Source organism: Nocardia spongicola (assembly GCF_047200775.1).
In the GTDB taxonomy this organism is placed as follows: Bacteria; Actinomycetota; Actinomycetes; order Mycobacteriales; family Mycobacteriaceae; genus Nocardia.
In genome coordinates, this window is sequence record NZ_JBJZOO010000003.1 from 160992 (window position 1) to 172829 (window position 11838).

Sequence of the window (11838 nt, forward strand, 5' to 3'; positions counted from 1 at the left end):
CGGGTCCGTGCATCACCGCCGTGCCAGGATCCCTAGGCTATTTATCCTAGTTCGTGCAGCTCTGTTAACTGGAGCGCCTCGCGCAGGAACTCGGCGAGTTCCCGCGATACCGCAGCGGCAGGCGCGGTCAGCGAGGCTTGTAACTGCGCAACATGCCACAAGCCCTTGCTCTCGGTGAAACTGACGGGAATCTCCGCCGAGCGTAGTGCCGCGACGAGATCGATGCATTGCGGGTAGAGCAGCTCGCTGACGTCCACCTGTACATAGGTCGGTGGCAGACCGCGCATGTCGCCGTGTAGCGGCGTATAGCCGGAGTCGGCCGGGTCCGCGTCGCCCAAGTACGCGACCGCGCAGGCCTGAGACCAGGGTTTGCTGATCACCAGGTCGCGTTCGCGGTCCGGGATACGAGAAGGATCCACCCATGGCGCGATCAAGCCGAGCGCGGCCGGGGTGTGTCCGTGTCGTGCGATCAGCCGTTGCGCGAGCGCCAGTGAAAGCCCACCACCCGCGGAATCACCGGAGATGGCGATCTGCTCCGGACGATAACCGGTGCTCGTCATCAGCTCGAGGAACGCTGCCTCGGCATCGTCCAGCGCCGCGGGGAACGGGTGCTCCGGTGCCAGCCGGTAGTCCAGGACGTAGACCGGATATCCGGTGTCACGGGCCAGCCGGGTGGTCAACGAGCGGTGCGATTCGATCGAACCGACCGCGTACCCACCGCCGTGTAAGTAGAGGATGGCACCGTGGTCGGTGGTGTCGGCGAAGCTGATCCGTTCTGCGGGCCTGCCGCCGAGGCGTACCGGCCTCCTGATACTGCCCGCGGGCGGTAGTTGCGCCGGACCTCCCATAGTGAGCAGTCTGCGCTGTAACCGAAACGGCAATCGTTTATTGAGTGTGAACCGGAAGATCGGATTCAGGATGGTCCGTGCGATGGGTAGCGGAAGGTTGATATCTGCCATGGTGGTCCTCGAATCCTGCTCGGATAGGTGCTGTCGGTGTTGCCATTGTCAGGGTCGACGGGAGCGTGCGACCACGACCGTGATGCGCTGATAGGCCGATGCGGTCACCCGGACGAACAGGTCGAGCAGCTTGGCCTCCCAGCCGACCAGCACCCGTCCGTGGCCTTTCCGCACTCCATCGAGGATGGTTTTCGCAGCCATCTCAGGGGTATGAAGAGCCAGTTTGGTATCGAATGTCGCCACGGCAGAGGCGACATCGACACCTTCGGCATAGGTGGCGTTGCGCGCCACCGCGGTCTTGATGCCACCGGGATGCACGCAGGTGACCGCGACCGGGTGCCCGGAGACCAGCATCTCTTGGCGCAGCGATTCGGTGAAGCCGCGCACCGCGAATTTCGCCGCGTTGTAGGCACTCTGGCCGGGGATGGCCAGCAAACCGAAGAGGCTGGACACATTGATGATGTGGCCTGCTCCGGATTCGATGATCATCGGCAGAAATGCCTTGGTTCCGTTGAGTACGCCCCAGAAATCGACATCCATCACACGCTCGAAAGCTTCGAATTCCGAACGGATCACATCGCCGTGATGGGTGATACCGGCGTTGTTGTAGATCTGATGCACCGTGCCGAAATGCTTCTGCACGTCGTCGGCGTAGCGCAGAACCGCTTCGCGCTCGACCACATTCAGCAGATCGGCTTCGACCTCGGCGCCGCGTAGTTCGCAGCGGCGGGTGGTCTCGGCAAGGCCGTCGGCGTCGATATCCGACAGTGCCAGTCTGGCGCCGCGTTCGGCCAGCTCCACCGCCAGCGCGCGGCCGATCCCGGAACCTGCCCCGGTGATCACACAGACTTTGTTCTCGAAGTATTCGTTCTTGCTCATCGGGTTCCCGCTTTCACCTCGGCCCCCGCGGTGCGGGTGTCGTGCACCGCCACATCGAATGTCCTGGTCGGTCTGCGCAACCGGAAGGTAGCGCCCGGCCGTGATGTGGTGTTGTTACCGTGCTCGTCCGGATACCAGCTGGAACATCCTCTGGTCATCCGGACAGCCGATCCGGGACCTGAGAGGTCGCTGCCGATGATGATTACGGCATGGCGCGGACGTCGGTCGACGACGGCAGTGTCTGTGACCCTCTGTCTCATATAACTGAGCCTAAGTTGTTATCGAGCGTGGATCAATAGCGTATCGACTCGTGCTCGTCGGCATGAGGGAATGAGCGGTAGGCGAGTAACCGCCGAGCGAGCTCGGATCAAACCTGATGACCGGCGCGAACAGCTGATCATCTTGGGTGCGACCATGCTCGGTGAACGCACCATCGATGATGTCCCGGTTCGTGGGATCGCAGCGCTTGCAGGCATCTCGCGTGGCCTACTGTTCCACTTGGCATTCGTATGCCATTGTCCGAAAGGATATTCGGCATTTGTGACAGCACACTGTCGTTCGAACTGTTTGCGGTCGTAATCACCCCAGCTGGCCCATGGCTTGGTCCCGGACCGGTGCTCGCTTGCCAGCAGTCGGCACGCGTCGCTGAACGCCATACCGGTATCGACCTCGTCCTGGGTGAGCCCGGTCAATTCGGTGCAGAATTCGCTGACCGTGGAGCGCGCGGGCCGAACCAGGATGCGGTGTTCGGCAATCCGCTCACCCGCGTCGAGGTCGACAACGGTCAAGCCGATTTCGATGATCTCGCTGACCATCCCGACGGGGACCTTGCCTTCCCAACACGTCGCCTCGACATCGACCACGTTCAGCAGCCTGGTATCGCTGTTCATGCGCCGAGGGTATGGGTTGCGGTCCTGGTCCCTCAGTAGATGTCGGGATCAGCGCGACACCGATCAGCACCGTCCAGCCGCTCGGTCACAGATGCGGTGGGCATGAATCATGTGAGAATGGGGAGCTTCGATGCTGATCGGCGATCGCCGAGCGATTTCCACCGGTTACCAGGTCTCTGCACCACCGACGCGAAAGGCCCGCGATGACGGCAGCACTGATGAAGGGGCAGAACGGCCCGCTGGCCACCGATGATCTGATGATCTCCGTGCACATCACCGTGCCTGCGGAGCTGTCCGCATTGCTGGTCACCGATAACGGCACAGTGCGCTGCGATGCCGACTTCGTGTTCTTCAATCAGCCCACCGGCCCCGGTGTTCGCCTGCAACCAGAACAGGCGGGACAGCCTGCCGTGCTGGTCCTCTCACTCGCCGCGGTGCCTGCCGAGATCAGCCAGGTGCGTGCGGTGCTAACCCTCGACGACCCGGACGAGACCTTCGGCCGGATCCCCGCCGCGATCGCCACCGTTGCCGACGCAGCGGGGAATCGACTCTACGAGTATCGGATCGACGGACTGGATACCGAATCGATTGTTATCGCCCTCGAGGTCTACCGCAGACAGGGCGCGTGGAAAGTCCGCGCCGTCGGGCAGGGCTATGCGGGCGGATTCGCCGCGTTGGTCACCGATCATGGCGTAACCGTCGATGAAGAACCTGCCACCGCCGCACCCGGCTCGGTTCCCGCGGCGTCCGCCGAGCAGAACGGAGTGCGCACGGTCCAAGGTGAGGAGAAACTGTCGCTGCGCAAACGTGAACAACTCGATCTCCGCAAACGCGAAGTCGTCAAGGTGCTGCTCGAGAAGGACGCGCACGGAGTCAGCGCCAGAGTCGTCCTTGTCATCGACAAAACGGGAAGTATGCGGCGGCTCTACCGCACCGGTGTCGTGCAGCGCGTCGTCGAACGCATGATTCCCGTTGCCATCCAGCTCGACGACGACGGCCGCCTCGAGCCCTACCTCTACGCCGTCGAATACGCCAAACTTCCCGATATCAGCGTCGATCAGGCCGAAGCCTGGTGCACCGAGTATCTCCATCTCGGTGGTACGCACGGTGGCATCGACTACGACCGGATCGGCGGTGTCAACGACGAGATCCCGATCATGCGCGAGGTCATCTCCACCCTGCGCCGCGGTGCCGTACCCACCCTTGTGCTGTTCTTCACCGATGGCGGCTTCCGCGAAAAAGCGAAAATCACCCAACTCATGCGCGAAGCCGCGGAACTTCCCGCATTCTGGCAGTTCATCGGACTCGGTGAGGCGAACTATGGCTGTCTGCGCAAACTCGATGCCATGGACGGCCGGATCGTCGACAACGCCGGGTTCTTCGCCGTCGACGATATCGACACCATGACCGACACCGACCTCTATCACCAGCTCCTCGGTGAGTTTCCCGATTGGCTGCGTGCCGCGGAATCGGCGGGCATCCTGCGTTGAGCTGAGCGGCGTAGCGGTAATCGGAATGCTGCCGAGTGCGGATTTGTCGGCATTGCAAGCGTATTCGGCGCCATAGTCAGCGCCTCCTACCGAATAGGCGGCGCGGTAACCGCAGTATGCGACCGACGTAAACGAATAGCGTCCGGTAGCTAGGATGCGCTGTGGCCGGTTGTCCGGTCCAGGTCTCCGTGGGCGGCGGTGTGTTCGCGCGTCGTGCGGCGTGCCGTGCGGCTACCTCGCCGGGGCTCGGCACCGGCCCGCTGCGTGCGGGGATATCGCTGAGCGTCAACCGGGCCGAGGTATGCGAACGGGTGTTGTCGCGGGCAGGTCCGGTCGGGCCGCACGCACCCGTGTTGCGTGTGGTCCGGATCGGCGTGTTCCTCGAGGGAGCGCAGCGAGTCGTCGGTGCTTCGATCGATCTGGTGGCAAGGAACTCGGTCAGCGTCTGGCTGGTCAGATGCCATCCGTGGCAGGCAGTGCACTGATAGGAACGCTTTTCCCTGCGCCGAGGGTCGCTGCGGTCGAGGCAGGCCAACACCACTTCCGCGTCTATTTCGGTGAAATACCGGCGCTTGCCGTACCAACAGCGGGTCGTCGGAATATGAGTCGGCCGCTTCCTCAAGTCGTCGCCGTGGCGCAGAGTGAGCGGACGACCGGTGTGGTGCATGCGGTTTCGGTGGCGAATCTGTCGTCGCGCGGCCATGAGCTCTCCTCCCAGTGCGGTACGACGGCGGGCGGCCTGGTCCACGGCCGGACATTGTCGTGCCGGATATATGTGACGCTTCGGAAATCCATTGGGCAGTAGCTCTTTTCGTGGTTTTCCGCAGCGGTACTCGATCGCTCCGAAGTGAGGTGAACAGTAGTATTGGCTGAAAGCATTGTCAACAGATGTAGATGATGTTGACAATGTATAACGGAGATGGGGTGTGTCGATTGCGGTGCGGCGGAGGGGATCTCACCTTCTGGGACCCAGTGCGTCTCGGGTAGCCGGTCGGGGCGTGGGCGTTGAGGGCGGGCGTTGTGATCCGGCGGTGATCTTCCTGGGTGTGCTGCTGAATTGCCACGAAAGCTGGACGTCGAGTTATGGGATGTGCCGATCGCGGACCTGGTGCGCCACTGGATACTCGATTGATATCGGAAACCTTGGCATTCAGGCGGTTTCGAAAATTACTCAGGGATGACCGGATGCCTGGCTGTACGCACTGGGGTTGCGTCTTTTTACGGCCCTGAGCTCGGTGTTTGTTTTAGGTTTTCAGCTCTGTGGCAATGTGTTCCAGTCGACTTGGGCGGTATGCTTAATATGTCCGATATCTTTCCGTTATAGAACATATTCTCTAGATGTGAGGTTGGTTATAAAAATGTTATATCTGCTGTGTCGCTGTTTCTGCTTGATTAGCCTGTGTGGTGTCCGCATAGATCGCAGATATGTGGAACATTCCCATGAAAGCCCTGAGAGGAACGCATGAGCAAGCTCGGCCGCACCACCCGTATTGGTTTGTCCGTTTCCGCCGCCGCGTGCTTCGTGGCCCTCGGCGCCGCCACCGCATCGGCTGATCCCGGGGCCTCGGTTGCCGCGGATACCCAGGTGGCGCCCACGGCGGGCAGCCCGATCAACTGGCTCGAAGGGTTCAGCACCGGCAGCAGCACGCTGAACAGCGGCAGCGGCGCGTTGGAAAGCGGCAGCAGCGCGGTCAGCACCGGCCTCGATATCCTCGGCCTCTGATCCGTAGCGGCCCTATATACGTACCGGTGAACGTGCCGACGATGCCACGTTCACCGGTGCTTTTCAGCAGAGTGGCAGCCCGGCCGGAGCGCAGCCGAAATCTGTCTCGGCGCCTCGGCTCAACTCCCGCCGAGCAGTTCGGAGCGCCGCCCGCTCCAGGTCACCACCAGCTCATCGCGGGCTCGGCTCGCCGCGACGTAGAGCAGTGACCGTTCGCGCAGCTTCGCCTCCGTGTGCTCTTCTTCGGGTACGCCGTTGAGGCTCGTCTTCGAGGGCACGCGAGCCTCGTCGATACCCGCCAGGATCACAACGATTCTGTGACCTCAGGGACAGATCGTCCCCAGGGTAGCGATTGTATGGAAGACTGTCACTGCTGGCTGATCCGATCCCATGGTCGGGGTAGGTCGGCCGTCAAGGAAGGCGCCCATCGTGGCGCCTTCCCTTTTCCTTTATGGCCACTTATAGATGCCGTCTCTACGTGTGCTGATCTGTTTGATCTGGATCGCATCCAGCCGGTCCCACATCGTCTGGTCGCAGATCTTGGTGGTCTTGCCGGTGGTCGGTACTGCATGCCGTGAGGCCGCGTATGCTACTAGGTCGGCGAGCTGGATGAAGTAGCTGTGCTGGGAGTCGCGGCCGACGGAGTCCTCGATCAGCATTCGGGCACCTCCGAAACTCGAGCCCTGCCAATTGTGCCGCCGGAACCGACGCAGGTGCTTCCTGACCCGCTCCTCTTCCCCTTTGTCGTGGATGATCATGATGGGGCTGCCCGATTCGCTACGCTTGCGCAAGCGGGTGAACAGGTATTCCCACGCGGTGCCGAACACGTCGATGTCCGTCTTCTTGATCTCGGACTTGTGTACGACAACCGAGCAGACGCCACTCGAGATGCCGACCGCAGAATCGATGTGGCGCTGATAGATGTCACGGACCTGGCCGTCCCCGAGGCCGAGCTCCCGATACAGCTTCTTGATACCGACCAGGTGATTGGCTTTGACCTCCTCACGCATCGGCAGGCCGTAAGTCTCTTTGAGGTTTCGACGTAGGCTGACGAGATAGTCGAGCGAGTCGGTTCATGTGCGCATCGGTACCAGAACGCATCCCAGCGTGTAGGTCATCGACCCCCCATTGCTGACCGCTCCGGTATCGCCGGATTCATCGATATAGGCGAACTCGGCTTCGACGGGGCGTTCTTGAACCGCAGTCATCCTGCCTTCGTTTCCGTGCTGATCCAGTTTTGTACCGACGGGCGGCGTCCGCGGCAGAATGATCCGTCAGTAGGTACGTGCTCTGCGGCCGACCTCGAAGTCGGCTCATCACGGTGGCCGTGTCCGATAATACGGTGCGCCAAGGATATTGATGCCGACGGTCGACACGGACCGACGGAGAAGATGTGCGGGCGCCCGGCGGGCAGTGCAGTAGCCACCCGCTTCACAGTCACGTCGGTCCGTATCGGCCCACTGGGTGATGGCGGCGAGATAGTCCCGGCGGGGACGCCACGCTGGACTTCCGCGACGATCAACGAACACCACCACCGGCCACACCGAGCATGGTTGAAACAACTAGCACGACAACGCCTATCGCAGTCATGGGGCGATGTCGCTCGATCGCGCGTCGGCTCGACCGGGTCGGTAGATAGTCGATGCCCTGAATCCGTCGGGCCCCTACCGAGCTCGAGGGACGGCGCCTGAGCGCACGGCCATTCGTGATACTAGCGAGCGCGGCGATGTTGCGGCCGTTTCGGTACGGCCTTTTTGGCAACGCGCCGTTGGGGCTGAGCTGGTCCACCACCGAGCACACGTTCAGCGAGCTCGTGCCAGTCCGGTTCGTTCACGCCATGTCGATCGTCGGTCCACATCAGGATGCCGCGCGGGCCTGGAACGCTGTCATCGTCGTATGGACGAAAGCCTTGGGCGATGTACCACTGTTTCTTCTGCTCCCACTCGCGTGCATAGCGGGGGTTGTGCATCAGTCCGAGATGCTCCCAGATCACCTGTTCGCCGGTCAGGGTTTCGACGGTGAAGTCGGGATATTTGGTGGCACCTGTGCTATCGCGCAGCGGCCGTTCGTACTGCCAGCGGCCCGGCACCAGTTGTTCCAGAATGCCGGCGACGATGACTTCATTCTTGCTGCGGACGAGCACGTCGCCAGGGGCCAAATGGATGAGGTTGGCGTCGTAGCGGCGGAGGCTATCGCGAACCGTCACTTCGCGCGGAGCAGGCGGGACGAACAGATCGGTGAGGCGACGAGTAGTTTTGGATTCGGCGGGTGATGTCCGCTCCATGAGATCGTCAATACGGAGACAGCTCATACGATCGACGCTTTACCGCACCGGATGTGCTCGCCATCCTGCTGCGCTGATCACTCGGTTGGATAGCTGGTTCAGGTGATAGGGCCCAAGATGTTACTAACATCAATGTTAGTAACATCAAAGTTAGTAGCATTTCTATGCCGCCACCGGGGCTTCGTCTGCCGCGGACCCGGAGCGATTCAGCCGGGACGTGGAGTTGTTCAGCCTTCTGTCGGCGAATCTACTGGTCGCGGCCCGTCCGGGGAGTTGGGACGCTGCCTTCAATGTCCTGTGGCAGCGGCACTGCCACAGGACCGACCGCGCGCCGATAGCCAGGGAGCTGTTGTTCGTCGGCTCGGTGAAATGGTTGGAGAACTCCCCTTTCGATCGGCACGATCTCGTGGCGCTGCATCGGCACTGTGCGGCCCTCACTCCTGATCCCGTGCCTGTGCTCGCGGTATCGCGCAGCGGCGCCGACTGTGCGGGGCTCGACGCCGTGTACGGGCCTGCGGAGCTCCTCGAGGCGTGGTCCCGCTGAGCCCGCCGGGCGCGGCATCGGCGTTGCGCATGGACGGAGCTGTGCATCGGGCACTCCCGTTGCCCGGTGTGGTTCGGGTGGTTATGGTGGCGGTTCGAAGGGGCGGGTCCTGTGCGATTCCGGCCGGTAGTGAAGGTTTCGAGGAGGGTCGCGGTGCGGGGTGGTCGAGCGTTGGTGCCGGTGCTGGGTGTGCTGGTGCTGGTGGTCGGATGCGGGTCTTCGGATATGCAGGACGACGAGTCGGCGAATGAGCCGACGCTGGCGGAGCGGGCGCCTTCTGGGTTCGATCCGTGCACCGATATCCCGAAATCGGTACTGGATTCCGAAGGGTTGCACACGGCCAGTTTGTCCAATAACGCTGATTACAACGGTGCAGGTGGGATCGAATGGCGAGGCTGCAGCTGGGTTGCGTCCAATAGTTACGCGGCGGGGATCACCACGACCAATCTCACCGTCGAGCTGGTACGGGCCAATCCGAAGCTGAGTATTCGCGATGAGTACACCATCGATGGGCGGGCGGCGATCGCTACTAGTCGTGCCGACCACGACAACCCTCGTGCCAGGTGCACGCTCAATGTGGAGATGCGGGGCGGGAGTATGGAGTTCTCGCTGAGCAATCCCGATTCGAATCGGTTGACCGGACATATGGATACGTGTGTGTTGGCGCGGGGGCTCGCGGAGAAGGTGGTTCCGTTGATTCCGCAGGGGGTGTGACCGGCTTGCAGATCGTTCGTATTCGGGAGGGAAAGGAAACGACGGTATGAGTGAGGGGAAGCCGTTGCAGGATCTGCTCACCGAGGCACAAGAGGGGCGCCTTTCGGTGCGTTTCGGGGGCACCGGTCCCGATACGGTACGGGTGGATGTCGAGGAGTTCGTCGCTATCGAGCGTGACTGTGAAAGCTTCAAAAACCTGATCCGAGAACTTCAGCGCGTGGCTGATGAGATAGCCGACCGTGAGGTGTGGGGGTTGGGGGAGAACACCGAGGAATTGACCTCGGCGCAGACGTTGGTGCGTCGATTCCGGGAGAAGGCCCGGGGGTCGGACAATAGCGTGCACGCGGTGCTCGAGCAGCACTACCGGATCGTCGATGACCTACAGCAGTTGCATCGGTTGATCGCGCAGCGTTATCAGGAGACCGATGCCGAGTTCGCCTCTCGTTACGGTGAACTCATGGCAGCCGTGCCGGGCGCAGGCGTCTCCGGCGGGCGGAGTGCCCCGCAGGACCGGGCGTAGCGGCAGGCAGTCGATGAGGTGATCTCGATCGGCGCCGAACCGTTCCCGCCGAGTTCTACCTCGGCCGAGGCTGTGTGGAGACCCGATTCTGTTGATCCGGACCACCGCTCATTCCGAAGAAACCGCAGGATAGGCTGCCGCGGTAACCACGAAGTGGCTGTGTTTCGGATGTGCGAGGAGTCTGCGGCGTTGTGTCGTTCCGTCGGATGGTCTTCACGGGGTTGCTGGTAGGGGCGGCGGTGGTGGTCGCGGGGTGTTCCGGTAGCCAGGAGGCGACGACGGCGGCCCGCAGCGCTGCTCCCACCACCACGGTTCCGCCGCGACCGATGACCGACTACCTGGTGAGCAATGCCGATACACCGGAGATCACCTACGCGGTGCTCCCGGCGGCAACAACTATCCCGCTCGGCACTGTCGGCGTGATCTCGGGCAAGAACACCCCGGAGTGCGTGGCACGCAACGCGGCTATTCCGATCGTCACCGCTGATCCGCTGGAGAGCGCGCTGGCCAGGGTCGAGACCGCCGACGGCAAGCCGCGTTACGACGTGCAGATCGCCGTGCTGAACCGGGTCGTCGATGTCGACGCGCTGGCCTCGACTATGCGGGTGTGCATGTCTCGGTACACAAGGGCGACGGGTCGGAGCGAGCCATCGACTGGAATGTTCCGGTGGTCAAGGACATCCCCGAGGTAGGTCCGGTGCGGGAGATGTCCTACATTCGGGAATTGGGTGATAAGACCACCGGCAGCATTCTCGCGGCCGCCGTTGTGCGTTTCGTAACGGTCGGCAATCGCACGGTGGTCGAATGCATCAGCGGTAATCTCGGCTCCTTCCTCCCCGAGATGCCCGCCGAGAGCATCACTTTCGGTGATCGGCTGCCGGCCGCGCAGGTAGCCGAGCTGAAACGCTGATCACCGGGCTGGAACCCGGGAAAGGATTTCGCCGTGGACGAGCGAGAACCAGCCGTCGTCCGCATCGGCCCATGACCGCCAGGCCTCGGCGATCCGCCGCAGATCCGCCGATGTGGCGAGCCCGCTGTCGACCAGCTGGCGGGCCAGGGCCGATTCCACGATACGTTCGGCCCACATCCCGCCCCACCATTGCCGATCCGCCGGGGAGGAATAGCACCAGGTGGACGATGTCGCGGTGATATCCGTGCAGCCCGCGGACCGCGCCCAGGACAGCAGCCTGCGTCCGGCATCGGGCTCGCCGCCATTGGCGCGCGCCGCCGTGTGGTACAGCCGCAGCCAGTCATCGAGCCCTGGCAGCGCCGGCCACCAGACGAACCCCGCGTAATCGCTGTCGCGCGCGGCGACGATGCCCCCCGGCCGGGTGACTCGCTTCATCTCACGCAGGGCCGCGACCGGGTCTGCCACATGCTGGAGGACTTGATGTGCGTGGGTCACGTCGAACGAGGCATCCGGGAAGGTCAGGGTGTGCACGTCTTGCACACTGAATTCGATATTGGTGACTCCGCGTTCGGCGGCGAGATCGCGTGATAGTGCCAGTTCGGCGGCTCCGATCTCGGTGGCGGTCACCCGCGTCACCATGGCCGCGAGATCCATGGTGATGGTTCCCGGTCCGGCGCCGATATCGAGGAGTGAAGCGCGGGGGTCGAGATGTGGGAGCAGGTAGGCGGCCGAGTCGGCCGCGGTTCGCCGGCTGTGTGAGCGCAGCACCGATTCGTGATGTCCATGTGTGTACCGGGGCACGAGATCTCCTTCCGCCTGGTTCGATTCTTCCTCTACGCACGTGTGAGTGTCCACATTGAAAGACATTTATCTCAAATAATGAGACAATGTTATGGAAATGCCAGGTAGTGTTCGGTGTTGTCCC

16 protein-coding genes and 1 pseudogene are annotated in these 11838 nt (G+C 62.5%); 8 read left to right on the top strand and 9 right to left on the bottom strand.

The features are described 5' to 3' along the window. Nucleotides 1–41 precede the first annotated feature (41 nt). Genes ACL02S_RS08580 through ACL02S_RS08595 form a run of 4 tightly spaced genes read right to left on the bottom strand, consistent with a single transcriptional unit; the run spans nt 42 to nt 2728 of the window. Nucleotides 42–959, bottom strand: a complete 918-nt coding sequence (locus ACL02S_RS08580) for an alpha/beta hydrolase (RefSeq protein ID WP_412801793.1) — start codon at nt 957–959, stop codon at nt 42–44. A 48-nt stretch (nt 960–1007) separates the two neighbouring features. Continuing rightward, complete coding sequence (locus ACL02S_RS08585) at nt 1008–1838, bottom strand: SDR family NAD(P)-dependent oxidoreductase (protein ID WP_412801794.1); 831 nt, start codon at nt 1836–1838, stop codon at nt 1008–1010. Then, nucleotides 1835–2098 carry a hypothetical protein gene (locus ACL02S_RS08590; protein WP_412801795.1) on the bottom strand — a complete coding sequence of 88 codons (264 nt, stop codon included), beginning with the start codon at nt 2096–2098 and terminating at the stop codon, nt 1835–1837. The genes ACL02S_RS08585 and ACL02S_RS08590 overlap by 4 nt, the downstream gene beginning before the upstream one ends. An 18-nt stretch (nt 2099–2116) precedes the next feature. After that, nucleotides 2117–2728: a 3'-5' exonuclease gene (locus ACL02S_RS08595; RefSeq protein ID WP_412801796.1), complete on the bottom strand. Its 612-nt coding sequence runs from the start codon at nt 2726–2728 to the stop codon at nt 2117–2119. Nucleotides 2729–2931: 203 nt separating this feature from the next. Between ACL02S_RS08595 and ACL02S_RS08600 the strand changes: the two genes are divergently transcribed. The 3 genes from ACL02S_RS08600 to ACL02S_RS08610 all read left to right on the top strand — a co-directional run bounded on the left by ACL02S_RS08600 (nt 2932) and on the right by ACL02S_RS08610 (nt 5941). After that, nucleotides 2932–4218, top strand: coding sequence for a vWA domain-containing protein (locus tag ACL02S_RS08600; RefSeq protein WP_412801797.1), 1287 nt, complete (start codon nt 2932–2934; stop codon nt 4216–4218). A gap of 161 nt (nt 4219–4379) precedes the next feature. After that, a complete protein-coding gene (locus tag ACL02S_RS08605; RefSeq protein WP_412801798.1) occupies nt 4380–4703 on the top strand; it encodes a hypothetical protein in 324 nt (107 codons plus the stop codon). Nucleotides 4704–5680: 977 nt separating this feature from the next. After that, the gene (locus ACL02S_RS08610) at nt 5681–5941 is read left to right on the top strand and encodes a hypothetical protein (RefSeq protein ID WP_412801799.1); all 261 of its coding nucleotides are present in this window, start codon (nt 5681–5683) and stop codon (nt 5939–5941) included. Between the two features lie 119 nt (nt 5942–6060). Here the strand turns inward: ACL02S_RS08610 and ACL02S_RS08615 are convergent. The 4 genes and pseudogenes from ACL02S_RS08615 to ACL02S_RS08630 all read right to left on the bottom strand — a co-directional run. Further along, a pseudogene (locus tag ACL02S_RS08615) lies at nt 6061–6249 on the bottom strand (3'-5' exonuclease); the annotation flags it as partial. A 141-nt stretch (nt 6250–6390) separates the two neighbouring features. Further along, entirely contained in the window at nt 6391–6951 is a 561-nt protein-coding gene (locus tag ACL02S_RS08620; RefSeq protein WP_503129051.1) for a DUF3800 domain-containing protein, read from the bottom strand. Between the two features lie 63 nt (nt 6952–7014). Then, the gene (locus ACL02S_RS08625) at nt 7015–7149 is read right to left on the bottom strand and encodes a hypothetical protein (RefSeq protein ID WP_412801800.1); all 135 of its coding nucleotides are present in this window, start codon (nt 7147–7149) and stop codon (nt 7015–7017) included. A 503-nt stretch (nt 7150–7652) separates the two neighbouring features. Then, entirely contained in the window at nt 7653–8147 is a 495-nt protein-coding gene (locus ACL02S_RS08630) for a hypothetical protein (RefSeq protein ID WP_412801801.1), read from the bottom strand. A gap of 295 nt (nt 8148–8442) precedes the next feature. Between ACL02S_RS08630 and ACL02S_RS08635 the strand changes: the two genes are divergently transcribed. From ACL02S_RS08635 to ACL02S_RS08655, 5 genes are all read left to right on the top strand, one after another. Next, the gene (locus ACL02S_RS08635) at nt 8443–8769 is read left to right on the top strand and encodes a hypothetical protein (protein WP_412801802.1); all 327 of its coding nucleotides are present in this window, start codon (nt 8443–8445) and stop codon (nt 8767–8769) included. A gap of 153 nt (nt 8770–8922) precedes the next feature. Then, nucleotides 8923–9483 carry a DUF3558 domain-containing protein gene (locus tag ACL02S_RS08640; protein WP_412801803.1) on the top strand — a complete coding sequence of 187 codons (561 nt, stop codon included), beginning with the start codon at nt 8923–8925 and terminating at the stop codon, nt 9481–9483. Between the two features lie 46 nt (nt 9484–9529). Beyond that, nucleotides 9530–10003 carry a hypothetical protein gene (locus tag ACL02S_RS08645; protein WP_412801804.1) on the top strand — a complete coding sequence of 158 codons (474 nt, stop codon included), beginning with the start codon at nt 9530–9532 and terminating at the stop codon, nt 10001–10003. 191 nt (nt 10004–10194) lie between these two features. Beyond that, complete coding sequence (locus tag ACL02S_RS08650) at nt 10195–10695, top strand: hypothetical protein (RefSeq protein WP_412801805.1); 501 nt, start codon at nt 10195–10197, stop codon at nt 10693–10695. Next, entirely contained in the window at nt 10671–10913 is a 243-nt protein-coding gene (locus ACL02S_RS08655) for a hypothetical protein (RefSeq protein WP_412801806.1), read from the top strand. Before ACL02S_RS08650 ends, ACL02S_RS08655 begins: the two co-directional genes overlap by 25 nt. Here ACL02S_RS08655 and ACL02S_RS08660 read toward each other — a convergent pair whose 3' ends face one another. Beyond that, nucleotides 10914–11714, bottom strand: a complete 801-nt coding sequence (locus tag ACL02S_RS08660) for a class I SAM-dependent methyltransferase (RefSeq protein ID WP_412801807.1) — start codon at nt 11712–11714, stop codon at nt 10914–10916. Between the last annotated feature and the right edge of the window lie 124 nt (nt 11715–11838).

What these genes read in the sequence shown, in the direction of transcription:
- ACL02S_RS08590 (WP_412801795.1), bottom strand. Translation starts at nt 2,098, where the DNA reads ATGAGACAGAGGGTCACAGACACTGCCGTCGTCGACCGACGTCCGCGC.
- ACL02S_RS08625 (WP_412801800.1), bottom strand. Translation starts at nt 7,149, where the DNA reads ATGACTGCGGTTCAAGAACGCCCCGTCGAAGCCGAGTTCGCCTATATC.
- ACL02S_RS08610 (WP_412801799.1), top strand. Translation starts at nt 5,681, where the DNA reads ATGAGCAAGCTCGGCCGCACCACCCGTATTGGTTTGTCCGTTTCCGCC.
- ACL02S_RS08580 (WP_412801793.1), bottom strand. Translation starts at nt 959, where the DNA reads ATGGCAGATATCAACCTTCCGCTACCCATCGCACGGACCATCCTGAAT.
- ACL02S_RS08585 (WP_412801794.1), bottom strand. Translation starts at nt 1,838, where the DNA reads ATGAGCAAGAACGAATACTTCGAGAACAAAGTCTGTGTGATCACCGGG.
- ACL02S_RS08600 (WP_412801797.1), top strand. Translation starts at nt 2,932, where the DNA reads ATGACGGCAGCACTGATGAAGGGGCAGAACGGCCCGCTGGCCACCGAT.
- ACL02S_RS08645 (WP_412801804.1), top strand. Translation starts at nt 9,530, where the DNA reads ATGAGTGAGGGGAAGCCGTTGCAGGATCTGCTCACCGAGGCACAAGAG.
- ACL02S_RS08620 (WP_503129051.1), bottom strand. Translation starts at nt 6,951, where the DNA reads ATGCGTGAGGAGGTCAAAGCCAATCACCTGGTCGGTATCAAGAAGCTG.
- ACL02S_RS08595 (WP_412801796.1), bottom strand. Translation starts at nt 2,728, where the DNA reads ATGAACAGCGATACCAGGCTGCTGAACGTGGTCGATGTCGAGGCGACG.